Raw genomic sequence first — 25983 nt, forward strand, 5'->3', positions numbered from 1 at the left:
TATTTTAACTATTCCTTCTTATCGATAAGCACGCGACGTTTACCCGTTAACAACTGCTGCATCAGGGCTTTCTTCTCTTGCTTTAGGGCATCGAGCTTTTGTTGCAGGGCGGTGATTTCCTGATCGGCAGTCGAAAGCACTGCGGCGATTTTTTGTTGTTCTTCGAGCAATGGTAATGGCACGTGAATTTGGTTGAACTCTTTCCAGCGAAGACTTCCTCTACGATCAACGGAAGCATTTGTAGCTGCACCAAATATTTGCCTATAGTGATCTGTTTTAAGCACTGCATACAGATAGGCATTGTCTACCTTGCTTGGCTTTGCACGAAATACCACATAAATCGGACTCACAATACCTGTGTCATAGAGGTTTTGTAAGCCAATCGAGCCTTCTTCAATATGGTTGGATGGGAAACCAAAGCAGCCACGATGAATCAGGCGATAGCCAGAGGTGTCATCGCTGAATACCTTTTTATTAAAGTACTTGAGTGAATCAACAAAGCCATCGTACTTGGAGCATGAAAGAACAGGATAGTCGATAGAGCCTGTATTTTTTTCAGACACCTGAGTACATACATCTTTAATAGCCGGATATCCCCAATCTTTAGGAATATCGCCATACCGTGTATGTTTAAAATCGTAGCTACCAGTTGGGTGGCCTAGGCGTTTTTTGCCGGTGATCAGTTGCTGCATCAGGGCTTTTTTCTGCTGCTGGCTGTTGGCAAGCAGTTGTTCGGTGGTGGTGATGGCCTTATCCCAAATGGATAGTATTTTGGCGATTTTCTTTTGTTCGGTATAAGGAGGTATTGGTGCTAGTAGGTCCTGAACTTGCTTGGCTGATAAATTTGCCTGCTTCGTCCCGCCAGGGAAGGAATAGAGACGCGATAATATTATTTCGCTTCTCAATAGATTGAGTAGAAAACCCGTACTGGTCTTATCTTTAGGGACGAACTTCATCACTCGTTGGTTTAGAAGTGACTCAGGCGCATTGTTAGGAATTTCAACCGTGAATCCATAATCTCGCTTACCCATTGTGCCAGTCATCGACATGACTAGGTCACCAGGTTTTACGACGAATCGCTTGTATTCATCTTGATACGAAGCGGGAAGAAATACAGGGCTACGTTCAAAATCAAGCGTATTTTGATAGAGGTTTCCCATTCTTAATAGAGGAACCCCATTCGGCGTAAAGTCCGTACTTTTGAATGCAAACCCCATAACTGTATCTGCAAGATCACTCAGTGAACCAATTTTCCAATCCTTAGGCACCATATCCCAACTCCTCCAGATATTTGGCCATCTCGGTTTCCAGCTCGGTCAGTTGCGCTTTCAACTGCTCACGCTCAGCTCGCACCGCCATCAGGTCAATTTCTTCCTCTTCTTCAAAGGTATCAACATAGCGTGGAATATTGAGGTTGTAGTCGTTTTCTTGGATCTCTTTCAGGCTAGCGAGATAAGCGTATTTATCAACGTTGTCCCCCGCTTTGTAGGTAGCGACGATCTTGGCAATATTCTCTTCACTGAGCTGGTTCTGGTTTTTGCCAGGTTTAAAATCCCGTGAGGCATCGATAAACAGGACGTTGTTATCCACCTTTTCTTTTTTGAAAATCAGAATCGCAGCAGGAATACCAGTACCATAAAACAGCTTCTCCGGCAGACCAATCACCGCATCCAGTAAATTCTCATCAATCAATTTTTGGCGAATTTTGCCTTCGCTGGATCCACGAAATAGTACGCCGTGCGGCACTACAACGCCCATTCTGCCTGTCTTTGGCTTCAGTGTTTCGATCATATGAAGGATAAAGGCGTAGTCGCCTTTGGTTTTCGGCGGTACGCCACGGCGGAAGCGGCTGAACTTGTCGTGCTCGGCTTCGTCATGACCCCACTTATCCAAAGAGAATGGTGGATTAGCGGTCACGATATCAAACAGCATTAAGTCGCCATTTTTATCCAGAAGCTTAGGATTACGAATGGTATCACCCCATTCGATTTTGTGGTTGTCTTCACCGTGTAGAAACATGTTCATTTTGGCTAATGACCAAGTTGAGCCAATGGCTTCCTGACCATAGAGCGCATAGTTTTTACTATCAAAGTTTGTGCGGACTTTACTGCCACACTTCATCAACAGTGAGGCAGAACCGCAAGCAGGATCGCAAATAGTATCGCCAGGTTGTGGCTCAAGTAGTTCAGCAATTAAGTCACTGACTTCAGGCGGGGTATAAAACTCACCGGCTTTCTGGCCACCACTGGCCGCGAAGTTTTTGATCAGGTATTCGTAGGCGTTACCGATCACATCCAGCGTACCAACGCGGCTGGGCTTGAGGTTCAGATCGGGTTTGGCAAAGTCTTCCAGTAGGTGACGCAGAATGGTGTTCTTCTGTTTTTCTTCACCCAGTTTGTCGGTATTAAAACTGATGTCTTGGAAAACGCTTTTACCGGCGTCTTTCAGTTTGGTGCCGTTGGCTTCTTCAATGGCGTGTAGTGCCTGGTCGATACGCTCACCGTTACCGGGTTCGTGACGGCGTTCGTAAAGGGCATAGAAGCTGGCAGTTTTGGGCAATACAAAGCGCTCGTTTTTCATCATCTCTTCAATGAGTTCCGGCTCGTCGCCGTATTCGGCCTTATAGCCATCGTAATGATCCTGCCATACGTCTGAGATGTACTTGAGGAACAGCATGGTTAGGATGAAGTCTTTGTAAGTATCGGCGCTGATGGTGCCACGAAAGGTGTCACAGGCGTTCCAAAGCGCTTTGTTGATGCTGTCTTGATTGATCTTGTTGTTCATTATTTTGTGTCCTGATCGTTACTGTCGCTCAACGTTTTTGCTGCCGACGTTAGTTGTTTGATGCTTGTTTCTGGCGTAGGCAGGTTTTCCGGCATGGTGCCGCCCAGTTCTGCGATGGTTTGGCGAACCTTTTGGCCTACTTCAAAATGGGTTTGATTTGCCTGCTGTTTTTTCTGGACGTTATCCCTGCGTAGCTTTTCTTCTGTTTGAGTAGCACGGAATAGATTCGCGGCCAGTTCGGTCGAGCCCATATGGTCGAGAATCTTTTGGTTTTTCTTTAGTCCTTTTCGAGCGTGGATGGCTTTTTGGTCAAATCCACCATATAAGCCTTTGTAACCGTGGTTTTGGAATATAGCGAAATCGAGATTCGTCTCAACTCCAGCCTGTTGGGCCGCTTCGACGAGTTGTTTGTTATGTTCTTTAAGCTCATTACGCAGAAAAAGCCGTTTCTGCTCTTCTTTAAGTTGTTGAAATACCTGGTCGTCGGCCAGCTCTTGTCGGCGGGTCTGCACGGCAAAGTAGGTTTGGCCAGCGGCAATCACTGGTTTTGTTGGGTCACCATTTTGGACAACGAGATAGCAGGCATAACGAGACAGTTTGACATCTGGAACTTCTCGCTGTGCTCCTGAACCAATGGTGACCATTGCGAGGATGTCCTCGAAATGGTCTTCTATAGCGTGTTCGCTATTTAGACAAGCTTCTTTTGCTTTTGTGATGACAGGTTGAAAGTGCCGGTATTCTGAGTAGCTTAATAGCTTATAAATCGACCTAGCTGACCAGAACTCCATTCCATTTTCATCAATTTGTTTAAGTTGTTCGAATAGTTGATGCTGGTCATTCATAAGTTTACCTCCTTGTTTTCGAATAGGTCTTTAACAATGGTATTCATCATACGCTCACCATTACTGACCAATTTTTGTATCAGCTTTTGTTCTTCACGCAGCGTATCAGCCATAGCAACAATCGCGCGCTGCTTTACCAAAGGCGGAACAACCACCGGGGCATCTTCCAACACACTGCGGCGAATGCTCTTTGTCAACGTGCCTTCGGCATTCTGCTCAAAATAACGCTGAGCGGGTGCCTGATTCAGTAACCACACCATAAACTCCGGTAGAATGCCTCTCTTTTTCAGGCTGATCACAAAAAAGTGTGGCGCGGCTACGGCTTGCTTGCCGGTCGAACTCAGAGCTTGGCCTACCTGAACGGCATAGTTATGGCTGCCCCGAGCGGCCACTAAAATTTCACCTGCGGTGAGATAGTCGGGTTCACGTTTTCCGGTTAACTCTGTTTTAATGCAGTCTGACCAGCGAATCCCTTCGGTTAGCGAAACATCCTTCATCTGAACCGCGACCACAGCAGAACCCGCCACTTCGTGGATTTTTCCTCGAAACGGATAGCCCGCATTGATGGTTGCGATCTGTTTGAGCTTCACGTTTTTACCTATTCATAGTCAATGATGCAGAAATAATCTGTTTATTTTGGTTAAATGTCAAGCTAGGTTTGTTTCATCGCCTTTGATGCAAAGAAAGGAGCTTAAGGGGTTTTTGTTGATTATACGAAACAGGTCATAGGTGATGATGCACAAAAAAATATCAAAGGTGTATAGGGTACGATTCAATGTGGGTTCCTTACCAGTGTTCTCGGGCGAGGCTGATAATCAGGGAATAGAGAACGATGAGCTTAATGGTGAAGAATTTGATGACTTCACCCAGCAGATGGCCGACATGATCTACGACCTCAAGAGCGAGATGACGTCGTATTTTTGCTGTGCCATCTTCCCGCCATTCGAATTACCAACGCAGTAATAACGCCTTCCTGCGGATTGCGTGGCAGAGCAACCTCACACCCGCGAAAGGTGTGAGGTTAATCAGGTTATTGACTGCTTATTACTGACAGCTCACTACTAATTACTTACTACTAACAGGCAGACCTGCGCCTTGGGTCGATACCTGTGGCTTAACCAGCAGGGCAACCGACCACGCTGGGATGGTAATGCGGCCATCCTCGGCGATAACTAGACCGGATGCCAGCGAGTGGGTGCCCAAGTCCTGCTGGATAGTGCTCAGGCGAAGGTTGTTACCCACAAAGTCACTGATGGTTCTGGCTTCAGGGGCGGCGTTGATCACCACCACCAGCGCATCGGCTTGTGGATCGAGATCCTGGCCAGCCTGGGTGCCGTCATCAAGGGTCATTACCAGCAACCCTAACTGTTGTGCTGCGCCAGTATTGCGGAAATCAACGCGCTTCATTACTTCACTGCCGCTGCCCAGGGTGATCAATGGGGAGGCGTGGCGTAACTGGGTGAGTTCCTGGTAGAACCCGGTCATTTGCGTGATTTCTGCGTTGCCAGGCGCGGCAACAGCCCCTTTTACCAGGCTAATGATTTCGTAGTTTATGCCGTCAACACTCTGACGCGGCATACCTACGTTGAAGTTGTTATCCTGATAGCTGTAGTCAACGCGGTTATACCAGTCACCCGAGTCATAGGAGTCGCGGGTAAAAGATTTGGAGCGTAACAGTTCCGAACCTTGCTGGTCGAACGCCAGCCCTTGGCCCAGCAAGGTGGTGGCCAGAGAAACCGCCTGCATCCGCACACGGGTGGCCAGATCTGCCTCGGTGGCGGCCTTGTAGCTGATTATGTCCCACAGCGCCTGGTTGTCGTGTTTGGAAACATAATTGACGATTTCAGTAGGGTCGCTGGCGTAGCCACCGATGGCACCGTTATAGTCAATATCGCTGCCTTTCTTCAGGTTACCGTCTTTGTCGAACAGCAGGAATTCGGCCAAATTACCCGCCATCCCCAGGCGCGTCAGATCCGCCAGATGACGCACGGTATCTTCGCTCAGTTGGGTTTGCTCGTTAGCCAAAACGCCCGCGCCATTGCCCAGCCCCTGATTCTGCCGCAGAGCCTCTTTCTCATCAAAAGGGCCACCGCCGCGTACTGCATCCCGCAGACGGTCAGAGAAGGTACCAATGCCAGTGCCTTTCAGGTTGATTTGTGAGGCGATTTCAAAGCGATCATCCTGCCCGGAATTCCAGCCTTCGCCAAAGAAGTAAACGCTAGGATTGACCGCTTTGACTTTTTCACGCGCCGCGAGGATCTGCGCTTTAGGATGATAACCCATCAGATCGAAACGGAAGGCATCAATCTTGTAGTCTCTGCTCCAGACAACCAGCGAGTCTTCAATCAGCTTGGCGAACATCCGGTGTTCCGGTGACGAATCGGAACAGCAGGTGGCCGATTCCACGCTACCGCTAGACTCGTTCAAGCGCTGATAATACCAAGGCACGATTTTATCCAGCACCGAGGTGCGGTCGCTGGGGCCAGCAGCATTGGTGTGGTTATACACCACGTCCATAATCACGTTCATGCCCAACTGCTGCTTGAGGGTCTGCACCAGGGTGCGGAACTCTTTGATACGCTGTGTCCCTTCCGGGTTAGTGGCGTAGGAGCCTTCCGGCACCGTGTAGTGGAAAGGATCGTAGCCCCAGTTGTAGGAGTCGGTCTGTGATACGTAGCCGTTCAATTCCTGTACTTGCGGATTATCTTGGCTATCATCCGCTTTGAGCTGGTTCAGCACTTCGCCAATGGTCGAGGCACTGCTGCAGTAATCAGCAAAACGGCTTTGCCGCACGGCGCTGTTCAACTCACACAAATGGCTGAAAGGCTGTGGCAGATCGGCCACTTTATCGGTGAACTCGTTAACCGTAGCCAGATCGAATATCGGTAGCAATTCAACGTGAGTCACGCCCGACTGCGCCAGTTGCTTGAGGTGCTTGACCATATTGCTGTCTTCTGCGGTGAGCGCCAGATACTTGCCGCGCATGGCTTCAGGCACGGTTTGGTCCCAGGCAGAAAGGTCACGGATATGGGACTCATGGATCACCATGCGGGCAATATCAGCTTGAGTCGCCTGCGGGTGAGGCATCTTCAGGCTGTCCCAGCCTTCGGGTTTCAAATCGCTGTCATTCAGGTCGACTACCTGACTGTACTCAGAGTTGGTTGATAGGCTATGGGAATAGGGGTCGGTGACTTCATATTGTTCCACCTTGCGTGACTGCGGGTGGTAAACGGTGAGCGCGAAACGATAGAAGCTCCCTTTGAGATCGCTGCCACCCTGATAAGACCAGGCACCAGACTCGCTATCTCGAGTCATTGGCTGGTTGCCTATCACCTTTTTATCTGCGCCGTACAACACCAATTTTACCTGCTGGGCAGTCGGTGCCCACAGGCGGAAAGTAACCGCAGAACCATTCACCATAGCACCATATTCCAGCTTTTCGGCGGCAGCAGCAAAGCGGTCATCCAGCACACCGGCTGTCTGTACCTGAGTCGCTGAAGTGATCACCCCCTGTTTGTCGGTAGCAAGAGCGATGGTTTCAGCAGTCAGCAATTCATCGACATTGGCATTCCCCGGCAGCTTAAAGGCGGCATAATCGGCAAGGTGGGGAAAGCGCACGCGCGTCTCTTCGCTGAGGGTGGTAGGTGTTAGCGAGTAATAGCGGTCGGTGAATTCGCCATTGCTGTTAGCGGCGACTTTGCTGCTGTGGTTGTAGTAGAGACGAACAAACGGTTGATCTTTACCGGCAGGCCATAGCAGGGTCTGTTTATCCACCCAGTGTGCATTGGCCTGTGCCACACCAAAGGCGGCGCGGAAAGCTTCGGCGCGGGTGTCGTATAGGGTATTGCTGCCCGCAATCACCGAGACGGTACGGTCGGGGAAATCGCTGAACGTGAGGCGGATGTCGGCATCAATCAGCTTTTTGACACCATCCCGCAGGATAAAGTTGATGCAACCGGTTGTTTTGTTTAGATCCAACACCCAGTATGGGCCGTATTGATCGCTACCTGTGGGGGTGTTACTGGTGTCATCCCAACCAGGGAGCGGTTCTTGCAGTGCATCGCAGGTGCTGTTATTCCACAGGAACAGGTTTTTCGTGCTGTTATCACCGGCGATTCCGCTGGTAACGGCGGCGATATCAACCAGATGGATCACCACTTGGTTGCCCTCAGCCACCCGAGCTTCACCGGGGACTGGGACGTTGGGTAAATGGGCGACGGGTTCCTGATTAATGGGTAACTCTTCCTGCTTCTTATCTGCATTGAAGTTACTGTTAGAGTCGTTATTGTTATCACAGCCGCTGAGTAATACCAGCGAACCGAAGAGTAGGGCATTAAAGGTAAGTTTACGCATTCTAAGTTCCCTCTACCCCTCGTCCTTCAAGTCGCCGGGCTATTGGCTGCACTGGTTACTCCGAATCACTGACTTGAGTTAGCTCATCGGGAGTTTCTCGTTTGCTGCCTAGCTGCTTCTTGAGATTGCGTGGGGATATATAAATTACGTAATAGGAAGTAACAATATGTAAAGCCCTAGCATTAGATATTGCAGCGCGGTGGGGTGCATCCTCCCGGCCGAAAAGGCTTGAGGGCGTAGGGAGAAGGATGAGGTTAAACCGTACAGGGATGATGAAGTGTCAGCAGCTCAATATGAGGGTATAAAACAAGATTCCCTGCCTGTTTAACCACAGGCAGGGAATAGGATTGCCGAGATAGATGCTCTGACCTTACTCTTGGCGGAGTAACAGCCAAATCGTCAGGATAACCTTATGGGGTCACTTTTCTGAGCTGTTCTACATCAATCTCCACTCGGTTTAAGCCTCTATCGACTTCACCTCGGATCTCAATTAAATCTTGTGGAGTAACGGTGACACCATTCCAGAGTTTGTGGTCAATATCGACCTTAATGGTGCCGCTGGCATCTTTGAAGGTGTAATTATCGTCAGAGAGACGCTCAACGATATTGCCACGTAATGTAACCCAAGTGCCATCACGCTGTGATCTGGCGTTACTAACGGTCGTCACGTTACTGCTCTGATCAACAAACCCACCTGTTTGTGCATTACTTTGCGGGCCAGAGAACCCACCTTGCTGTGCAGCCAAAGCTGTGCTGGTGCATAAAGCAAAGATAACAGCGCTAATAGCGAGCTTTTTCATGATGTTATTCCTTTATCTTGATGTTCAGGATGATTAAATCGACATCTTGAACGGTTGGGTAACGGGAAAAATAAAGTAATTTTCAGCGAGTTGAACGATTAGCAAATATGAGTGATATCAGCGTTCAAATTCACAAAGAGCGGTATCACCCCAGCGTCATTATTCTAATTCGCGTCTTTTCGCACTAACATCGGCCTCAATCCCTTGGCGGACATCCACCGGAATTTTAAGCGACTGGGCTAATGCATCCAGATAGCTGCGTTCCATAAAATGGTCGATATCAATCACTAGGCAACTGAGATAATAAACTTCTAACGCTTCATCTTCATTTTGCACGCTACTGGCAATCAGGTTCGGATCCAGCGGTTGCTCAATGGCCTGCTGCACCCATTGCTGAGCTTCATTGCCAAGCTGCAATTGTTCCAGGCTCTGTTGGATGGCTTGCTGCTCATTGGCATCAATATGACCATCGCTTTTTGCAGCAAAAACTAATGACTGCACCAAACGTTTGGCGCGCACATCGCTGGGGGTGCTTTGCAAGCCAAACTGCGGTTCTTCTTCATGCGACTCTTTCACACGCTGTTTATACTTATTCCACAGCACGGCACCAACAGCGGCACTACCGCCGATAATCAGCGCATTTTTAGCATATTTGCCAACCATATTGCGTGATGATTTATTAGCCAGCAGAGCGCCCACTATTCCACCTAGTGCTGTTGGGGCTAACAACTTGGTGATACCTTCGGCACCGCCCATTGCATTAGCTTTATCGCCCAGAATCGATTGAATTTGCTGCATCCAGTTATTTTTCATTGCTGACCTCTAATACGGAAAAGTTCAGGTAGATAGACAGCGTAGCACAACGATTGTTCCTGACTGGTGAAGGATTACTGAATAAGGGGATAAAACGGAGCAGGGCGGTTCGCTAAGGGGTAGACCTTGTGGGGCAACTATGGCGATAACAGAGCAGTGAGGGCTCATCCTACTCGAGCCTTCTAGATCGCTTCTTTGTTAGGAAGCTTAGTAATCACACTACGAACAGTGCCTTTCTTTAAAATGGTTTTTTTAGCCGTATGCCCATAATCTGGGCTATATATCAAACATTCCTCGTTATTATCCTTAGGATAATAAAACAAATATAAGCCGGCATCGGATATTTCAAGAGGGCTTAAAAAACAACCTAGCGCTACAGAGTCAGTCAACTCCAGTTCATCAGGATCACTATCAAGAAGCATTCTATGCGAATGAGCCAACTGTGTTATTAGCTCTTGAGCACATTCTGATAAATCCAATCCGGTGCTTTTGCAAGCATCTATTTCTTGTTGGCTATCTTTTAAGTAATCAATAGCCATATGTAATGTATAGTTTGAGCCTTTAGATGGATATATTTCATCCTCGATAAAAAAACTAAAAAGCCCATACTTCCAGTAATTATCTTCTGTTTTTTCTAAAACCTCATAAAAAACAGCAAATTCAGAAGGTTGTCCAAATATCATCTTTACCTTTCAATCCTTTTATTCCGCATCAAAACTAACTTACTCACTGTTCTCAAAGTAATCATTGCCATCATCAGTGCTACCCGATGATGGTCCCATATGTGAGCCTAGTTAAAGTTTGCTTCATTTTATACAGTTTTCCCATCATCGACTGCACAACCGACATCACCGTCGCACCGGGGATTTTCTCTATCGCATCTTGAATCTAAGCATCAACCAGACCCCAGCTCCTGCAATAGGCCCAGTCACAATACCTAATATAAAACAATCTGTTATTGTATCCCACGTAAAACTAAAAGTTCCAGTCTTGAAAAAGTAAATGCTACTGAACATCAAATTTAACAAAAAAAACAGAAGTATCATCACAGCAATGAAAGATACGACTAAATAGGTAAAAATTTTTAAATTTATTTTCCTATTGTTCATTTCTGATATCCTTTAAATCACTTTCGATGTGTATGTAACTCGATGCCAATTGTAGGGGGGAAGCTAAAGTTAGCAAGAGTTAATTTATATGATAACTAAAATAAAAAACCTGAGTATTCTTTCAAGTTGGAAATTATTTCATTTATCTCACCCCGTGGTATGATTATATCCTCAATGAGAGGGTTCTCTATGTTTTTCCAAACTTTTCTACCATTCTCATCAACTAGCTCATTTATTTTCCCGCCAATGACTCTCACTAAGTTTTCATTCGAAATGGCAAAAAAATATGCTCCAGACTCGTTAATAATTGTTGGGGAAGCACAAAAATCAAACAATTGCTCAGGGTATTCATTCTCCTGTGTCGATTCTGGGTATGCCAGTTTAAATAAGGTATTAAAAGCCGAACCTGTTGATGCATTAAAAACTTCATTATTGCAAGGCAGAGAAATAAGAGCATTCCCATCATCAATAATATCATTTAAATCAACCTCAAGTGTTGATGTTCTGATGTCACTTGGGTACATGTTCCCATTTACAAAAAAGTAAAAAAAACCATTCTTATGACAGTCACCCCACTGAGGAATATATTCTACCCAGATGGCAAAACGATATGGATCACCGAAAATCATACTAACCTCCAAGCGCTTTAAGCATTAACTTGATATTTCACCATGCTTTTCCTACGCCCATGACTCCACCTTGACTTTTCAACCGGAATAGCATCAAGCTAAGAATTAACATCATGTAATCACAGGGCTTTTAACCATAATCTTAACTTGTCATATTTTAAAGCGGTACATTAGCCATATCCCTACACCAGTAAAAACACCAGTAAAAACACCAGTAAAAACACCAGTAAAAACACCTATTTTTGCATAGTGAAAAATTGCATCAATTGAAAAATATGCATTCTTTTCCGCTACCCACATGGCAAGCGGAACCATAATTGTGAAAGAAATAGCAAAATAAAAAATCATTAAGATCAAGGAAGAAAATGTGGCTTTCATTTATCCCCATCCTCTTTTATATCTGATGATGTATGATTGATTATTAACTCTTGCATTGATGAACCACCTATTCCTGAGAGAGCTACTATGCTTAATCCATAGCATTAAAACATAGCGACTGAACACAACCGTACAATCTCCAGTAGACTTATAAGTGACCATCTCTTGATCAAAATCACGAGTCTGATCAAAACTGAGATAGTTATTATTCACCCTAACTAATTAAAAAAGTCTAGTAATTTAGCACTGGGTGATTAAAATCCGCCTTTGTATTTCTTTACTTTTAGATAAAAAGAGTATGACCCCACAACTATTCCTACAAAAAAACCAACAAAGGCAGAAATCTCAACTATGCCTAAAAAAATAGACCAGTCAGCAACAAATGAAACTCCTTTGGTTACATGATTCCAATAACTAAAAGCAATCACAATAAAATTAGGTATAATTGAGCCAGTAAGGAAAAATAAAAAATAATACGTTAGTACACACCAACACCAAAGTATAAACTTTCTCAGAAATATTTTCACTTTTTCTACTCCTGAGATGGAGATGTTATTTTTTATTAAGCTCCCTTATCCCCGCCATAAAACTATCACCATCTATGCTCAACAACGGATTTTGTCCTGAAATGACACTCGTGATACTGTCATTGGCAACACCAGACACACTAACACCAATCTTCTTCCCGATAATTACTTCATTCATACAGATTTCCATTTACTTATTGAAATCGCAGTTTCACAGTATTCTGTCGTGATAATTCCACAGGCAACTTTTGCCCAGACGTGTTTTTTCAGCCCGTTACGTCACTTTTCTCTACATTGTTAAAGAGCCACTGCCGCAACATCATAAGTCAGAACCCGCCATACCCCAAGCCTGTAAGAGAATTGTTGGCTACCGCCCAACGGTGGCAGACCGAACCCGTTACCGCAACTGATCATCAAGGATCGTTGGCTGGAAGCGCTGAGGTTTAACAAGGGCCAACCCGTCAGCATCATTGCGCAACAGGGCCAACTGATTATCCGCACAACCACCACGGAGGCTTAATGATCCCCTCATTTTTAGAGACTCAAATAATTCCAAGTGTGCGGGTATATAACCGATGCTGCCTCAGGTAATAAGAAAATTTCTCCATTAGCAACGTCGCGTAGGCTTCTTTCATTTTGGGCAGTAGCTGATAGTAGATGACACCCTGGCGGAAAAATGAATACGTTCCGCTTTTGCTGGTATTGACCTTGATCGTTCGCTCCAGTCCCTCGCTTGGCATGCAGGTCCTGTCCGAATATGTCATCAATATGGTTGAGGATTATTTCGTGGTTAAGCATGGAGGCTGTCTGCTCGGAATTAGTTGGTCAAGAACGGAGTTCACACCTCATAAGGCGTGCCATGCCTCGCTCATATCAGGGGATAGCTAAGGGTCAGATCACATTTGATAAAAAGCATGTTACCTGACGAGATCTTAATGCGACAGAGCCTTCTATATTGGTCATAATAGTGTCACAGTTATGATCTATTTTGTGATTGTTTTTGTTATTGATTTTATTGAATAAAAGACATGTTTTCGCTTGATATTGTTCGACAAGGAAAAATAACCATGAGTTTTGACGTGTTTATAAATATGAATAGGAATGAAAACAATGCGTATTCTAAATAAAAGACCTATCGCTTTCGCCCTGGTTGCATTATTTAATTCATTGCTCTTAATAGGGTGTGATAATACAAATACAAGTACAAATACAGAACTAACGCAATCTACCTGGAAAATGCCTGTAGACGATGCGCCATTAGGTTATAGCGGACTGTCTCAAACCATCACTAGCCAACCAGTCACTGCCGGAGTGACCTATTACCAGGTCAAACGTGGTGAACTGAGCGCGGACGAATACTGGACTGTGAATATAGGTTTTTATACCACGCCAGCTGCAGCACAAGCGGACGCTGATGCTATTAATGCTGCCGGTTTTACTACACGGCTCGATCAATCAGCGGGGACGAATACTTCTGGTGCAACGCTGGGCTACTATCTTTCTGTTGACCGGTTTAACACCCAGGATGAAGCTAACGCAGTGGCATCCCAAATCAGTGTAGCAACAGCAAACAAATACAAGCCGCGAGTAAAGAATACTGCACTCGCGGGTAATACCACCACAGGCCCCTGGATTATCAATATATTAGCTATCGAACCTGCGAAAACTACCACTAAACTAAGCTATGAGTTACCCGGCGGCAACAATCTGGGGGGAGCGGGGGAGACTGTCTCTGCTGCAGCGTTGAGAGTCGGTGCATTAGCAGGAATGAACGCAGGATACTTCTCAAATATTAATCCATTTGGTTCACCGTTGCCGCCAAGATCACCTGTAGGTACAACAGTGGTGAACGGGCAATTAATCGCTGCAGCTACTGGTGGGCGCCCAGGCGTTATGATTACCACCACCAGTGAGGGGCACCCGAAAGCCACTCTATTGCAGAAGCTATCTTCATCGACGATTTTAACGGACGACCAGAGTGTATCCATTGAAGTGAAAGATAAGAATCGTCCAATTTTAGGAACCGTAGTGAATTGCGGCACCCCTGCGCAAACCCCGACAACGCTATCAGCTCACGATTATGTTTGTAACAATTTCAATGATTTGAAGATGTATGACTCCCTCTTTCTCGGTGGGCTATCGTCAAATACCTTGGTCAACGCTAGCTACAAAGGGGATATTTATGAGCTGGTGGTTGATTCGACAAATACTGTGGTTGGTGGAGATGAAACATTAGGGACGCCAGCGCCTCAAGGGGGCTATGTACTCCAAGGGCTGGGTGATAGTGCCAAATGGCTTCGCGAACATGCAATCCCTGGCACCAAATTGACGGTAGTTGACCGCGTTTATTCTGATGGGAAGGAAATTACTCTGGCCCCCGGTATGTCAATTGTAGAAGCGGGCCCGACGTTGTCGGTGAGTAATTTGCTACAAAACGCATGGGCCGAAGGGTTTTCACCCATAGTTAATGGCAGCGCAAATGCTGCCTCGGCAGGGATTGATACCAGTACATGGTATGAAGGCTGGGTAGTCTCCCGTAATGGGCGAACCGCTATCGGTGTTGGCGCTGACGGCACTATTTTGTTGGTTGAAATCCCTGGACGACAACCCAATGTGAGTTTAGGAACTTCCATTCCAGAGACAGCGGCAGTAATGGCATGGCTTGGCGCTTCTTCATCCATCAACCTAGATGGCGGGGGCTCCAGCAATATGGTTGTCAACAGTGTCTCTGTAGGAGAACCATCGGATGCAACGGGTGAACGCGGTGTTGCTGGCACACTGATGATCACATCCCATTGAATTTGTTTGAGAGATATTTCTCACTTTAACCATAACTTGTCGGCTTGCGGGCTTTAGCAGTTGCGGTCAGTTTGCGAGATGAAGTACCTTGGCGTTTGGTATGCAAATGCCGTTATGGAACGGGCATAAAAAAGGAAATAGCCATGTATGATCTTCAGTCTATCGATTTACGCGAGTTAATTGAGATTCGTAGAAAAATCCATGCCCACCCCGAAGCAGCATTTGAGGAACAGCGTACCGCTAGGTTGGTGGCGGATTACTTACGCGCCTGCGGCTTGGATGAGGTGCATGAAAATATCGGTCAAACCGGGGTGGTTGGTGTGCTGCGCGGCGAAAGCTCAGGAAGGAGTATTGCCTTTCGTGCTGATATGGATGCGCTAATAATGCACGAAGAGAACGATCCGGCAGCTTGCCAGCATGTTTCGACGGTGACTAACCGCTTTCACGGTTGTGGCCATGATGGGCATACCACCATGCTGTTGGGCGCCGCTAAATATTTGGCTCGGCACCGTCATTTTGCTGGGACCCTGATCTTTATTTTCCAGCCTGCGGAGGAGGATTTAACCGGGGCACAAGCCATGCTGGCGGATGGTCTGCTCCAGCGCTTCCCCTTTGAAGAGATCTACGGCCTACACAATTACCCCAGCGTACCCAAGGGGGAGTTTCACGTTAACCAGAAAGCGACGCTTTCTGCGAGTGATACCTTTAACATCACGATTAAAGGAAAAGGTGGCCACGGTGCGGTGCCTGAAATGACCATTGACCCTATCGTGATGGCCGCACGTTTGATTAGCGATATTCAAACCATTGTCAGCCGTAACGTTAGCCCGCATCAGGCAGCAACAATCAGTTTTGGCACTATCCAGGGGGGCAGCGCCCCTAACATCATCCCAGATTCTTTGACCCTTTCCGGTACGGTTCGCACTTACGATACAAATGTCAGGGCACTGGTAAAGCAGCGTATGCAGACATTGGCTCAATCGTTGGCGCAGGGCTATGGTGGCGAGGTAGGGATAACGTTTAGCAATGGTTGCCCGCCGTTGATCAATGATCCGTTGTTGGCGGCAGAAACGGTGCAGGGGCTAAATGTGCTGCTGCCTGAGCATCCCAGTTATTTGGTGAATACGCCAAAAGGGCCTTCAGAAGACTTTTCCTGCTATTTGGACCACGTTAAAGGGGTGTATGCCTTTCTTGGCCAGGGGGATACCCCAATGTGCCATCATCCAAAATATGATTTTGATGATGAGATTATTCCGCTCGGGGTCGCCTACTGGATCTCAATTGCTAAAAATCGTTTGACGTACCAGATCCTATAAGGCTGATTTTTATGGATGATAAATGTGATGCACAGCGTGGGGCGCGTCGGCGGGCGGTGGTGTCGTCGGTTACCAGTAATGCTTTAGAGTTTTACGATTCTACGGTTTATGCCTTCTTTGCCATTTACTTTGCCGGGCACTTCTTCCCGGCAGAAGATACTTTAACATCGCAGATTTATGCCTATTTTGTATTTGGCATCAGCTATTTGGTCCGGCCTTTAGGTGGGATCTTGCTGTCGATTTACGCGGATAAAATTGGGCGAAAACCGCTTATTGTTTTACTGATGTTAATCATGGGGTTCACTACGGGGGCGATTGGTTTACTGCCGACCTATGCGCAGATCGGTATTGCCGCCCCATTACTGCTGATCGCCATGCGCTTGCTACAAGCAGTGGCGGTAGGGGGGCTGTTTTCCAGCACGACAGCGTTTCTGATGGAGTATGCACCTGCGGAGCGGCGTGGTTTTTACGCCAGCATGCAAATGGTGGCGCAAGCACTGTCGCCGGTGTTAGCCAATATTGTGGCGTTGAGCCTGTTGTATCTGGTTGGTAGAGATGCGGTGATTGAAGTGTGGTGGCGTTTGCCTTTCTTGATTGGCTTCCTGACGGTGCCATTGGGCTACTACGTGCATAAGTATGTGAGCGAATCGCCAGACTTTAAGCGCTATACCCAAGAAGCCAGCAAGCAGACAGTCCAGCAGGTTTCACCGCCTCTTTCGATGTCGCAAACTCTCAGGCAGCGGGCAATTCTCCGGCAGATTATCTGTTGCATGGGCATTATTACCGTCGGCACCGTCTCGTTTTTTGGTGTCACCATCTATTTGCCAGGCTATGTGCAAACGTTGCTGGGGCTTGCTGATATTCAGCGGACTTGGCTGGCCTTAACCGCACCGGCATGCGCCGCCTTTGGGGTGTTGAGCGGTGGTTTTCTCTCTGACAGCATTGGCCGAAAGCGTACATTGCAGGTGAGTGTGCTGTTGTATGCAGTGGCGTTCTTTGGCCTGTTTTTCTACTTTTCCTTTGGGCATGCCAGTTACGGGTTTGCGTTGTTCGGGTTTGCTATTTTGGGTTTTTGTATGGGGTTGCACTGGGGCGCAGTGCCGATTCTTCTTGCGGAATCATTTCCGATCCAAGTACGTGCTACGGCGATATCGATTCCTTACAATCTGACGGTGGTATTGTTTGGTGCGATGACCCCGACCTATTTGAAGTTGTTGGAACGGATGTTTGGTAGTACGCCATACAATGTGTTGTTGTACATCGGGGCGAGTATTGTGCTTAGTTTGGCGGCGAGTGTGTTTTGGCAACCCGCGGTTAAAGAGACGCGAATGGCCTAGATCTGCGGGCTTTTGTCGGCATATCGCTGTTATCTTGCAGGTGACTTGAGTGTTGGCTGGGTAACCCGTTCACCCTGCGGGCCAGCGCAAACGCTGTTTGTTTAAGTTAGCCACTGACCGATGCATCACTCAGTGGCTGACAGCAAGCAAATCGACGCATTTTGGCTATAGAGCAGGAGCAGTTGTTAAGGATGCTGTTCATTATGGGGGGTATTTAAAATCCCCCGAAAGCGGATTGGATGCGGGATAACAGCGAACTGGTGATTGGTGGTGACAGGCTGATATTCCATAGGTCGTTAAACTCTTCCTCATTGAGGACTATTTCAATAAGGTCGCTACTAGCACACTGATCAAAATTCAAGCGAGCCATGGCCTCCGCACTCGTCTGGTACTCGGTATAACCTAGATAGCTGTCTTTGCCGGCAAGCGCCAGGTTCATCTCCTTGATACAGCCCGGGCTGGCTCCATCAGTACAAGCATCCTTCAGATTTGCATCGCTGATAATATCCTCTGCCATAAGGTCAAGCAGTCTGAATACTTCACTATCACTGATGGTGCCATTAGCCAGTTTAGCTTCTAGTTGTTCTTAAGAAGCAGCCAAACGCGGGTTTACAAATAGCATGCAGCCTGCCGCGAGCAAAGAGGGCAGGGCAAAGGCGATAAAATTCTGCTGTAGCGATAAATTCATATCGATTAATAACCCACCAGCGAATGGGCCGAGTATGGCACCGATTCGCCTGATACCCAGCCCCCATCCTAATCCCGTCGCTGTCATGCTACTGGGGTAAAAACGTGCCACATAAGAGGTGACAGCAATTTGAGTGCCAATGGTGCTGGCTCCGGCGATCACCAACAGCAGGTACAGCAAAACCATCGAGCTTTCAGTACCTAACAGAGCAATGGTCGCGGAGCCAAGTAGAAAGTAACCGAGCAAGACGCTTCTGCCACTGATTTTATCCATCAGCCAACAACTGCTCAAGGCACCGGCAATGGTGCCCAAGTGTAAGGTGAACAGAAAAGAGAGGCTGGAGCCAAGAGGATAGCCCGCTTGTAACATCAGTTTGGGCAGCCAGGAGGTCATGCCATAGATCACATAGAGTGACATAAAAAACACTAGCCAGAACATCAGGGTGCTTAATGTTCTGCCATCTTTGAACAGATCACCCAGCGTCATTTTTACCTGATCGGTGCTGATGACGGATTGGCTGAAAAACTGAGTGCCTGATGGGTAATGAGCGCTTGGGGTTATTTTTTCCAGGATCTCTTTTAAAGGGCGATGCTGGTTGGTCTTGATTAAAAAAGCCGCTGATTCAGGCAGGTGTTTGATCATCCAGGGTAAAAACAGGAGCGGAAAAATAGCTACATAAAATATCGATTGCCAGCCGAATAAAGGAATTAAGTAAATACCCAAGATCGCCGCCCACATGCCGCCAATCGAGTATCCACTGAACATCAAACCCACCATTAAACTGCGTTTGTTTTTAGGTGAATATTCGCTGGTGAGTGCAGTTACATTGGGCATAACGCCACCCAGCCCGATACCTGCAATAAAGCGACACCAACCAAATTGGGAGGCATTCAGGGTAAAACTACATAAAAAAGTAAATAAACTGAAAGTGATGACACAGAAGGTAATGACTTTCTTTTTACCGATCTTGTCAGAAAGAGAACCCAACGAAAGTGCACCGACCATCATACCTACCAGGGTATAGCTGCCTAATAGTCCCGCTTGTGTTGCGCTTAACCCCCACTCGGCCATTAATTTCGGCAAGATCACACCCAATACCGCTAAATCATAGCCATCAAAAATAATAATATAGGCGCACCAAAAAATAGTCAGACGGTGAATAGATTGAAATTTTGCCTGGTCGATGATGGGTGTAATATCAACGCTGTTTATCTCTGCTGGAGGCATAAAATATTCCTTGGCATAATTAAATTATATTTAAAAATAGGGAGTATGTTCTTTGGCCCTTCCATGGATCTGATCAATTAACTGGAAACAAAACGCTAAAAATAGATCTTATGCTCGGCTACAGCCTGGCTGGATAGCCACTGGCCAAAGTCCATGCAACTGGCAGTGCCTCACGCACACGCCCCCAGCAGTTCACTGAGCGGGGTCTTCAGCCGCCGTGTTTGTGCATCTAGCAAAGCGGTTTCCAACGCACATTTGGCAAAACGGTTACCCTGTACTGATTTGCGTAACTGGGCCATGGCTTGGGCTACCTGGCTGGCCTCGGTGCCTATCAGTAGCGGAGCCAGATGGGTATCAATATTGACCTTGACGCTTTCGGGGCTTTCTTCGCCATAACTCAGGCCACCGTTGGTAGTGGCTTCTCCTCAGCCTTCGATATCGTCGTCACAAAGTACGTGCACCAAGACCAGGGTTTGCACATTGACAGTGGCGACAGAAAGCTGATGAGGGCGGATTACCGGGACATCTAGCAGCAGGGTTTCAATGCTCTTGAGCATATTTTTACAGTATCAAACTTGGCAGTTTAGGGTGTTTATGACCATATATCTGACCTGGGCTTGCCGTCTAACACCTTTTTTGTATGATGCTAATACTTTTTAAGTATAAAGAAATCGAGGAGAGCATGAAAAAGGGTTCTGTCGCATTAGCGTAGTGAAGTTAGCAACAGTTGCGCTGGCGGCTATTTAGGCAGCCAACAGATAAAATGTTTCATCATGAATGTCGTGAGTACATTGATTTTGTGAAAAGATTGATTTTGTGAACATATTGATTTTGTGAGTATATGGGTTTCGTGAGGGTAATGGTCTCTGCTGGTCTGTAGGGCGCTTATCAAGGCGGTAACGGGCAATACATTGACCACCCATTCAATATTATCCGCCAGGAAGTTATTGATAGTGAGTATGGTACTTGTTTAATTGATTATTATTTTCAATAGGTCAAATGCCATTATGCTCGAGCGCCATGCAACACCGCTAAACTACCGCCTATTTATGGGCGTTTTTTTTAACCAATTCATAGAGGTGACCGATTGAAATGCCGAGGTCTTTGGCAATATCTTTTACCCACTCTTTTGATACCGGCCTAGCCAGCATTCGACGAATGGCTTGCTGTCGCAGTTCCTCACTTATCGTCTTGATGACGGGGGAGTATTTCCAGATTTGATGCTTACGAGCGGTTTCTGAAGAGCGTTCCTTCAAAAGTGAAGAGGTGATATTTTTCCTGTCAGATTTTTTGTAGGCAATGGCCATCAGCCTGATTTGCTCATCAGGGACTAAGTCTCCCTTTCTTATACGCTCTTTTGTGACCTCACTGCATCTTCTTCGGTGAGTGATGCTGGCCAATGCCTGGTGCCTGGGAATTTTCCATTTCTCGCGATATTGCATTAATGTCATCTCGTGGGCTCTATTGACATGTGGTGCTAAAAAATCAAAAAACTTGCCACATTCCAAGCATTTTACTTTGTTCAAGTCAGTGTCATCATTCTTATTCATAAATATTTCTTTGGTGTGTTAAATCTATCAAACAGTGTAGCACAGTAAAATGTTATGCATTTTAGCCAAATATTATTGGTCTGTAATGGGTTTGTATTATTATTGTTTATGTCTTGATATTAAATAATTTTTACTGGTTGGAATATCTGAAAAACGAACTGAATATGGGTATCTGCTTAGCTAAAGAGCGTCACAGGAACGTCTCTCATCAGGCTCCGAATCGATGACAATTCATCATGGTTGCTTATCGTGCGTAGTCATATCTTTTGACTATCATTGAGTCGAACAGAAACATTCAAACCAGCGTTGGCTGTCTGGGCGAAGCGGTTAGATCAAGTTTTAACACTATTTGCCTTCAACATTGGCCTTCAACATTGGCCTTCAATATTGACCCTCAAAATTGGCACTCAAACCCTACAGGCATTTTCTTTGCCGATAATAACAATTAGTGACATCTCACACACTACGGTATCCGTTTTGCAGGCTACACTAGATAAGAGTTAAATGTATTAAATATCAAAATGATAACTGCATTTATCATAGGTGATAACAATCAATAAGGACAAGTCGATGGCGAAACAGACACAATCACTCACCCGTGAGCAGACCGGTCGCTTGTTGGCGGTTTCCCGTGGCGAAGCGGTGGCCGACATGATGATTGAAAATGTCCGCATCCTCGATTTAATCAACGGTGGAGAAATAGTGGGGCCGATTGTTATCAGCGGTAATACCATTGCCGGTATTGGCCCAGCCTATCAAGGGGCTGCAGCACTTCAGCGTATTGATGCACATAATGCGATTGCAGTGCCGGGGTTTATCGATGCGCATCTGCATATTGAATCCAGCATGATGACCCCAGTGACGTTTGAAAGTGCCACGTTACCATTGGGAGTTACCACCATTGTTTGTGATCCCCATGAAATCATCAATGTGATGGGGCAAACGGGCTTGGCGTGGTTTTTACGCAGCGCAGAACAGGCCAGGCAAAATCAGTTTATTCAAATCAGCTCCTGTGTGCCGGCACTGGTGGGGTGCGATATTAACGGCGCAGAGTTTCCGGTGGAGCAAATGCAGGCCTACCATGACCACCCCCATGTGCTTGGGCTGGCAGAAATGATGGATTACCCCGGCGTGATTGCAGGAAATAGCGCGATACTGGATAAGCTAGACACATTTCGTGATTTGACGCTGGATGGTCACTGCCCGCTGCTCACCGGTAAAGATCTCAATGGCTATATTGCCGCAGGTATCGAGAACTGCCATGAAACCTTACTGCGGGCAGAAGGCCGGGAAAAGCTCTCTCTGGGGATGGCGTTGATGATCCGCGAAGGGTCTGTGGCCCGCAATCTGGATACGTTGGCACCGTTGATCAATGAATTTAACAGCCCGCAATGTATGTTATGTACCGATGATCGCAACCCTTGGGAGATTACTCACGAAGGCCATATTAATTCGCTGATCCATCGCTTGATCAATCAACATCATATTCCTGCACATGTGGCTTATCGGGTTGCCAGTTGGTCAGCGGCACGGCATTTTGGCCTTAAACGCCTGGGGCTGCTGGCACCCGGCAAGCAGGCGGATATCGTATTACTGGATGACCTCAACCAAGTTTCTATACGCCAAGTGATTATCAGGGGCGAGCGACTGAACAATGAAGAGTTACAATCTACCCACCAACAACGTCAACAGCTCACTCAACCGCCATTGCAGAATACTATTGATCGGCAACCGGTCACTGCCACGGCGTTGACGCTGCCATTGACCACCGGCCACCGCTACCGAGTTATCCAGGTGGTGCCCAATGAATTAATCACCCATCAGCAGCAGGCGGAGTGGTTAGGTGATAGGTTTAGCCTGCCTGATATCTGCCGCATCGCGGTGTTAGAGCGCTATGGCAAAAATCATCCGCCAGCCTTGGGGTTATTACAGGGGTTCGAGCTACAACAAGGCGCACTGGCAGCCAGTGTGAGTCATGATAGCCATAATCTGGTGGTGATTGGTCATCGGCCAGAAGAGATGGCACTGGCCATTAATCAATTGATTGAGTATGGCGGGGGGTTGTGTGTAGTGAATAATCACCAGGTCCAGAGCCATCTGGCGTTACCCATTGCTGGCTTGATGAGCGATCTATCAACAACAGAGATTGCTCAATCTATCACTGAGCTTAAGGCGGCTTGCCTGGCATGTGGCATTAAACTTAATGAGCCCTTTATCCAGATGGCCTTTCTTTCACTGCCGGTGATTCCTGCGTTGAAATTAACCAGCATGGGGTTATTTGATGTCACACAATTTCGCTTTGTGGAAACGCCGCTTTAATACCGACGATAAGGGTACTGAGGGGGTGGCAGTGCTTGATACTGTGGGCAGCAGCCAGGGCAGCCAAGCCAGTGGCAATGTTCAATGACGCTGGTAGAGAGATAACCGGCAATATGCTGGCACTCCGCGACCTCTATAAAATTCAAATCTATCACATACCATAATGATAACTGCCGAGTCGCCATTGGCAGTGTCAGCGGCTAGAGTCTGCGTTGGTTGGCTTGCAAACAAGTACCCGGCAGTCTGCGCTATCCCCAAATTTGTCAGAGAAAAACACAGTTTTCTGTAGGCCTAACAACGTCTCGTAGGCGACATTATATCTTGATAACTTATATTTCCTTTGCTGCTTAAGAGTGCCATGTCAACTAAGTTGTCTCAAATTGAGACGATAGTTGATGTAAAATGAATCAAATTGGTAATTTAATCGATTGCGTTGGGTGTTATTTATGCATGACTAACCGGAAATGTTATTTTTAGCAAAAGATAATGTTAATAATATCTAAACTGATCAATACCCATCTGTGATGGCTTTCTCATTTAATTATATCTCTCCCTGATATCACCAGGTTGCCACATTCCCTTGCACAAAATATGCATACACTTTTCTAGTCTGAGAACAGCCTAGTGTGATTCTGGCACGAATCCAGCAGCGTGTTAATTGGGTGCTTTGTTCAATCACTGCCAGGTTATGACCTTCAGCAAGAGTTAAAAGATCAGATGTTGAGTACATCAATTGTAAGGGAGGGATATACCCAAGTTTATTTAAGTTGCAGATTTTCACTGAGGCCGCGGCCCGAAAGGGTAAGTCCAGGAGGGGCAGTGTATCGCAGTGAACAGCATTGCAACATGAAGGATGATGGGTATGTCCGCTCTCGAATCGTAGCCCATAGGTTGAACACCCTGAATTGGGCCGTAAAGGAGTGATGTCTAATGACCAACATGAATGACGTTTTGCCGAACCAAAAGACGCAAGCGATTGAACAAGCCGTTGATAAACCCATTGATAAAGTAGAAGAGATTTTACCCTTTGCACACTTATTTACCTTGGGGCTGCAACATGTGCTCGTCATGTATGCAGGGGCAGTCGCCGTCCCCTTGATGATTGGTGGCAGTCTGGGGTTGGATAAAGCGCAAATAGCCTATTTGATCAGTTCCGATCTATTCTGTTGTGGCATTGTGACCCTGTTGCAATGTATTGGTATTGGGCGCTTTGCAGGTATCCGTTTGCCGGTCATTATGTCGGTGACCTTCGCTGCCGTGACCCCCATGTTGGCCATTGGGGCAAACCCGAACATCGGTTTGACGGGTATTTTTGGCGCCACCATTGCCGCTGGTGTAATCACCACATTAATGGTGCCGCTTATGGGGCGCTTAATGTGCCTGTTCCCTACATTGGTTACCGGAATAGTGATCACCTCTATTGGGCTAAGTATCGTGCGGGTTGGGATTGACTGGGCTGCTGGCGGTCGGGGGAATCCCAATTATGGTCACCCTGCCTATATCGGTGTCTCGTTAATGGTGCTGGTCTTTATTCTGCTTATCACACGTTTCAGTAAAGGCTTTATCTCTAATATTTCGGTACTGTTGGGTATCGCCTTTGGTTTTGTGGTAGCGCTTTTTATGGGCGAGGTCAGTTTTGCCGGTTTGGACAATGCAGATTGGTTTGCGGTGGTGCGCCCCTTTGCCTTTGGTTGGCCAACCTTTGATGCTGCTTCCATTGTCACCCTGACGATCGTGATGCTGATCGTATTTATTGAGTCGATGGGCATGTTTATGGCGTTGGGTGAAATTGTGGGCCGCCCGACCACCAAACCAGATGTAATACGTGGGTTACGGGTTGATGGTATAGGAACTATCATCGGTGGCATTTTTAATACTTTTCCGCATACCTCGTTCTCACAAAATATTGGTTTAGTCAGTATCACACGTGTCTCCAGCCGTTGGGTATGTGTTATGGCCGGGGTTATTTTGATACTGTTCGGTCTGATCCCGAAAATGTCTATTGTTGTGGCCTCCATTCCCCAGTTTGTATTAGGGGGGGCCGGTATCGTGATGTTTGGTATGGTCTTAGCCACCGGAATCAAAATCCTCGCCAGGGTCAACTTTAACGCTAACCGTTATAACGCCTACATTGTTGCTATCAGTCTGGGGCTTGGCATGATCCCGGTAGTAGCAGGTGATTTCTTTAACCAGATGCCGCAGTCTTTGCAACCGCTGTTACATAGCGGCATTTTGCTTTCATCAGTCGCGGCAGTGGTGCTGAATCTGTACTTCAATGGTTATCACCCAGAGAAAAAACCAGAAGAAGATGATGTCAATAATGCGGAAGATGCAGAAGGTGCGGTACAAAATTGATTAAGGTTTTTAGACCCGAATAGTCGCGATATTGCGGCCCTACGGGGCCGCTACGTGTCGTTTAGCGGTAAGGTTATCCCCATGTTTAAAACGGAGCGATAATTGACCAGCGGACCCGCATGTTATGGACTGCAATGAGAAAAGCCACCTGCAAGCG

General features: G+C 46.8%; 21 protein-coding genes and 3 pseudogenes. 7 read left to right on the forward strand and 17 right to left on the reverse strand.

Translation table 11 applies throughout. The features are described from left to right. Positions 1-8: 8 nt before the first annotated feature. Genes AC2A06_RS03460 through AC2A06_RS03475 form a run of 4 tightly spaced genes read right to left on the reverse strand, consistent with a single transcriptional unit; the run spans position 9 to position 4216 of the window. Positions 9-1271: a restriction endonuclease subunit S gene (locus AC2A06_RS03460; RefSeq protein WP_484379366.1), complete on the reverse strand. Its 1263-nt coding sequence runs from the start codon at positions 1269-1271 to the stop codon at positions 9-11. Beyond that, a complete protein-coding gene (locus AC2A06_RS03465; protein ID WP_484379367.1) occupies positions 1261-2784 on the reverse strand; it encodes a type I restriction-modification system subunit M in 1524 nt (507 codons plus the stop codon). Before AC2A06_RS03465 ends, AC2A06_RS03460 begins: the two co-directional genes overlap by 11 nt. Continuing rightward, complete coding sequence (gene dinD, locus AC2A06_RS03470; protein ID WP_484379368.1) at positions 2784-3626, reverse strand: DNA damage-inducible protein D; 843 nt, start codon at positions 3624-3626, stop codon at positions 2784-2786. The genes AC2A06_RS03465 and dinD overlap by 1 nt, the downstream gene beginning before the upstream one ends. Continuing rightward, complete coding sequence (locus tag AC2A06_RS03475) at positions 3623-4216, reverse strand: restriction endonuclease subunit S domain-containing protein (protein WP_484379369.1); 594 nt, start codon at positions 4214-4216, stop codon at positions 3623-3625. The genes dinD and AC2A06_RS03475 overlap by 4 nt, the downstream gene beginning before the upstream one ends. Positions 4217-4358: 142 nt before the next feature. Between AC2A06_RS03475 and AC2A06_RS03480 the strand changes: the two genes are divergently transcribed. Further along, a complete protein-coding gene (locus AC2A06_RS03480) occupies positions 4359-4589 on the forward strand; it encodes a hypothetical protein (protein ID WP_484379491.1) in 231 nt (76 codons plus the stop codon). A gap of 102 nt (positions 4590-4691) precedes the next feature. On the opposite strand, the gene pulA is transcribed toward AC2A06_RS03480, so the two are convergent. The 8 genes from pulA to AC2A06_RS03520 all read right to left on the reverse strand — a co-directional run bounded on the left by pulA (position 4692) and on the right by AC2A06_RS03520 (position 12413). Continuing rightward, positions 4692-7979: a pullulanase-type alpha-1,6-glucosidase gene (gene pulA / locus AC2A06_RS03485; protein WP_484379370.1), complete on the reverse strand. Its 3288-nt coding sequence runs from the start codon at positions 7977-7979 to the stop codon at positions 4692-4694. Between the two features lie 410 nt (positions 7980-8389). Then, entirely contained in the window at positions 8390-8779 is a 390-nt protein-coding gene (locus AC2A06_RS03490; RefSeq protein WP_473197896.1) for a YgiW/YdeI family stress tolerance OB fold protein, read from the reverse strand. A gap of 159 nt (positions 8780-8938) precedes the next feature. Beyond that, complete coding sequence (locus AC2A06_RS03495; RefSeq protein ID WP_473197895.1) at positions 8939-9592, reverse strand: tellurite resistance TerB family protein; 654 nt, start codon at positions 9590-9592, stop codon at positions 8939-8941. A gap of 182 nt (positions 9593-9774) precedes the next feature. Next, the gene (locus AC2A06_RS03500) at positions 9775-10275 is read right to left on the reverse strand and encodes an immunity 42 family protein (protein ID WP_484379371.1); all 501 of its coding nucleotides are present in this window, start codon (positions 10273-10275) and stop codon (positions 9775-9777) included. Positions 10276-10796: 521 nt separating this feature from the next. After that, positions 10797-11330 (reverse strand): immunity 42 family protein, encoded by a 534-nt coding sequence (locus AC2A06_RS03505; RefSeq protein WP_484379372.1) that lies wholly within the window; start codon positions 11328-11330, stop codon positions 10797-10799. Positions 11331-11480: 150 nt separating this feature from the next. After that, complete coding sequence (locus AC2A06_RS03510; RefSeq protein ID WP_484379373.1) at positions 11481-11708, reverse strand: hypothetical protein; 228 nt, start codon at positions 11706-11708, stop codon at positions 11481-11483. Positions 11709-11962: 254 nt separating this feature from the next. Then, positions 11963-12235 carry a hypothetical protein gene (locus AC2A06_RS03515; RefSeq protein WP_484379374.1) on the reverse strand — a complete coding sequence of 91 codons (273 nt, stop codon included), beginning with the start codon at positions 12233-12235 and terminating at the stop codon, positions 11963-11965. A 25-nt stretch (positions 12236-12260) separates the two neighbouring features. Next, on the reverse strand, positions 12261-12413 hold the full coding sequence (locus AC2A06_RS03520) for a hypothetical protein (RefSeq protein WP_484379375.1): 153 nt from the start codon (positions 12411-12413) through the stop codon (positions 12261-12263). A 160-nt stretch (positions 12414-12573) separates the two neighbouring features. On the opposite strand from AC2A06_RS03520, the pseudogene AC2A06_RS03525 reads away from it, so the two are divergent. Next, positions 12574-12755 (forward strand): annotated as a pseudogene (locus AC2A06_RS03525) (SymE family type I addiction module toxin). Between the two features lie 22 nt (positions 12756-12777). On the opposite strand, the pseudogene AC2A06_RS03530 reads toward AC2A06_RS03525, so the two are convergent. Beyond that, positions 12778-12969 (reverse strand): annotated as a pseudogene (locus AC2A06_RS03530) (IS4-like element ISAs18 family transposase); the annotation flags it as partial. 376 nt (positions 12970-13345) lie between these two features. Between AC2A06_RS03530 and AC2A06_RS03535 the strand changes: the two are divergent. The 3 genes from AC2A06_RS03535 to AC2A06_RS03545 all read left to right on the forward strand — a co-directional run bounded on the left by AC2A06_RS03535 (position 13346) and on the right by AC2A06_RS03545 (position 17687). Next, entirely contained in the window at positions 13346-15034 is a 1689-nt protein-coding gene (locus AC2A06_RS03535) for a phosphodiester glycosidase family protein (RefSeq protein WP_484379376.1), read from the forward strand. 143 nt (positions 15035-15177) lie between these two features. Continuing rightward, positions 15178-16350 (forward strand): amidohydrolase, encoded by a 1173-nt coding sequence (locus AC2A06_RS03540; RefSeq protein ID WP_484379377.1) that lies wholly within the window; start codon positions 15178-15180, stop codon positions 16348-16350. Positions 16351-16361: 11 nt separating this feature from the next. Next, entirely contained in the window at positions 16362-17687 is a 1326-nt protein-coding gene (locus AC2A06_RS03545) for an MFS transporter (RefSeq protein WP_484379378.1), read from the forward strand. Between the two features lie 214 nt (positions 17688-17901). On the opposite strand, the gene AC2A06_RS03550 is transcribed toward AC2A06_RS03545, so the two are convergent. From AC2A06_RS03550 to AC2A06_RS03565, 4 genes and pseudogenes are all read right to left on the reverse strand, one after another. Beyond that, positions 17902-18255 carry a DUF6862 domain-containing protein gene (locus AC2A06_RS03550; protein ID WP_484379486.1) on the reverse strand — a complete coding sequence of 118 codons (354 nt, stop codon included), beginning with the start codon at positions 18253-18255 and terminating at the stop codon, positions 17902-17904. 18 nt (positions 18256-18273) lie between these two features. Then, positions 18274-19602 carry an MFS transporter gene (locus AC2A06_RS03555; protein ID WP_484379379.1) on the reverse strand — a complete coding sequence of 443 codons (1329 nt, stop codon included), beginning with the start codon at positions 19600-19602 and terminating at the stop codon, positions 18274-18276. Positions 19603-19772: 170 nt separating this feature from the next. Continuing rightward, a pseudogene (locus AC2A06_RS03560) lies at positions 19773-20159 on the reverse strand (hypothetical protein). Between the two features lie 486 nt (positions 20160-20645). Further along, complete coding sequence (locus AC2A06_RS03565) at positions 20646-21152, reverse strand: MucR family transcriptional regulator (RefSeq protein ID WP_484379380.1); 507 nt, start codon at positions 21150-21152, stop codon at positions 20646-20648. Positions 21153-21722: 570 nt separating this feature from the next. Here AC2A06_RS03565 and adeD point away from each other — a divergent pair. Both adeD and AC2A06_RS03575 read left to right on the forward strand, forming a co-directional pair. Further along, a complete protein-coding gene (gene adeD / locus AC2A06_RS03570) occupies positions 21723-23471 on the forward strand; it encodes an adenine deaminase (protein ID WP_484379381.1) in 1749 nt (582 codons plus the stop codon). Positions 23472-24410: 939 nt separating this feature from the next. Beyond that, positions 24411-25826, forward strand: coding sequence for a nucleobase:cation symporter-2 family protein (locus AC2A06_RS03575; protein WP_051791212.1), 1416 nt, complete (start codon positions 24411-24413; stop codon positions 25824-25826). Positions 25827-25983 lie beyond the last annotated feature (157 nt).

The organism is Serratia sp. HNCC26DJ244, from assembly GCF_057180565.1.

Excerpts from the sequence above, each read along its gene's own strand:
- AC2A06_RS03460 (WP_484379366.1), bottom strand. The coding sequence starts at position 1,271 with ATGGTGCCTAAGGATTGGAAAATTGGTTCACTGAGTGATCTTGCAGAT.
- AC2A06_RS03465 (WP_484379367.1), bottom strand. The coding sequence starts at position 2,784 with ATGAACAACAAGATCAATCAAGACAGCATCAACAAAGCGCTTTGGAAC.
- dinD (WP_484379368.1), bottom strand. The coding sequence starts at position 3,626 with ATGAATGACCAGCATCAACTATTCGAACAACTTAAACAAATTGATGAA.
- AC2A06_RS03480 (WP_484379491.1), top strand. The coding sequence starts at position 4,359 with ATGATGCACAAAAAAATATCAAAGGTGTATAGGGTACGATTCAATGTG.
- pulA (WP_484379370.1), bottom strand. The coding sequence starts at position 7,979 with ATGCGTAAACTTACCTTTAATGCCCTACTCTTCGGTTCGCTGGTATTA.
- AC2A06_RS03490 (WP_473197896.1), bottom strand. The coding sequence starts at position 8,779 with ATGAAAAAGCTCGCTATTAGCGCTGTTATCTTTGCTTTATGCACCAGC.
- AC2A06_RS03495 (WP_473197895.1), bottom strand. The coding sequence starts at position 9,592 with ATGAAAAATAACTGGATGCAGCAAATTCAATCGATTCTGGGCGATAAA.
- AC2A06_RS03500 (WP_484379371.1), bottom strand. The coding sequence starts at position 10,275 with ATGATATTTGGACAACCTTCTGAATTTGCTGTTTTTTATGAGGTTTTA.
- AC2A06_RS03505 (WP_484379372.1), bottom strand. The coding sequence starts at position 11,330 with ATGATTTTCGGTGATCCATATCGTTTTGCCATCTGGGTAGAATATATT.
- AC2A06_RS03510 (WP_484379373.1), bottom strand. The coding sequence starts at position 11,708 with ATGAAAGCCACATTTTCTTCCTTGATCTTAATGATTTTTTATTTTGCT.
- AC2A06_RS03520 (WP_484379375.1), bottom strand. The coding sequence starts at position 12,413 with ATGAATGAAGTAATTATCGGGAAGAAGATTGGTGTTAGTGTGTCTGGT.
- AC2A06_RS03535 (WP_484379376.1), top strand. The coding sequence starts at position 13,346 with ATGCGTATTCTAAATAAAAGACCTATCGCTTTCGCCCTGGTTGCATTA.
- AC2A06_RS03540 (WP_484379377.1), top strand. The coding sequence starts at position 15,178 with ATGTATGATCTTCAGTCTATCGATTTACGCGAGTTAATTGAGATTCGT.
- AC2A06_RS03545 (WP_484379378.1), top strand. The coding sequence starts at position 16,362 with ATGGATGATAAATGTGATGCACAGCGTGGGGCGCGTCGGCGGGCGGTG.
- AC2A06_RS03555 (WP_484379379.1), bottom strand. The coding sequence starts at position 19,602 with ATGCCTCCAGCAGAGATAAACAGCGTTGATATTACACCCATCATCGAC.
- AC2A06_RS03565 (WP_484379380.1), bottom strand. The coding sequence starts at position 21,152 with ATGAATAAGAATGATGACACTGACTTGAACAAAGTAAAATGCTTGGAA.
- adeD (WP_484379381.1), top strand. The coding sequence starts at position 21,723 with ATGGCGAAACAGACACAATCACTCACCCGTGAGCAGACCGGTCGCTTG.
- AC2A06_RS03575 (WP_051791212.1), top strand. The coding sequence starts at position 24,411 with ATGAATGACGTTTTGCCGAACCAAAAGACGCAAGCGATTGAACAAGCC.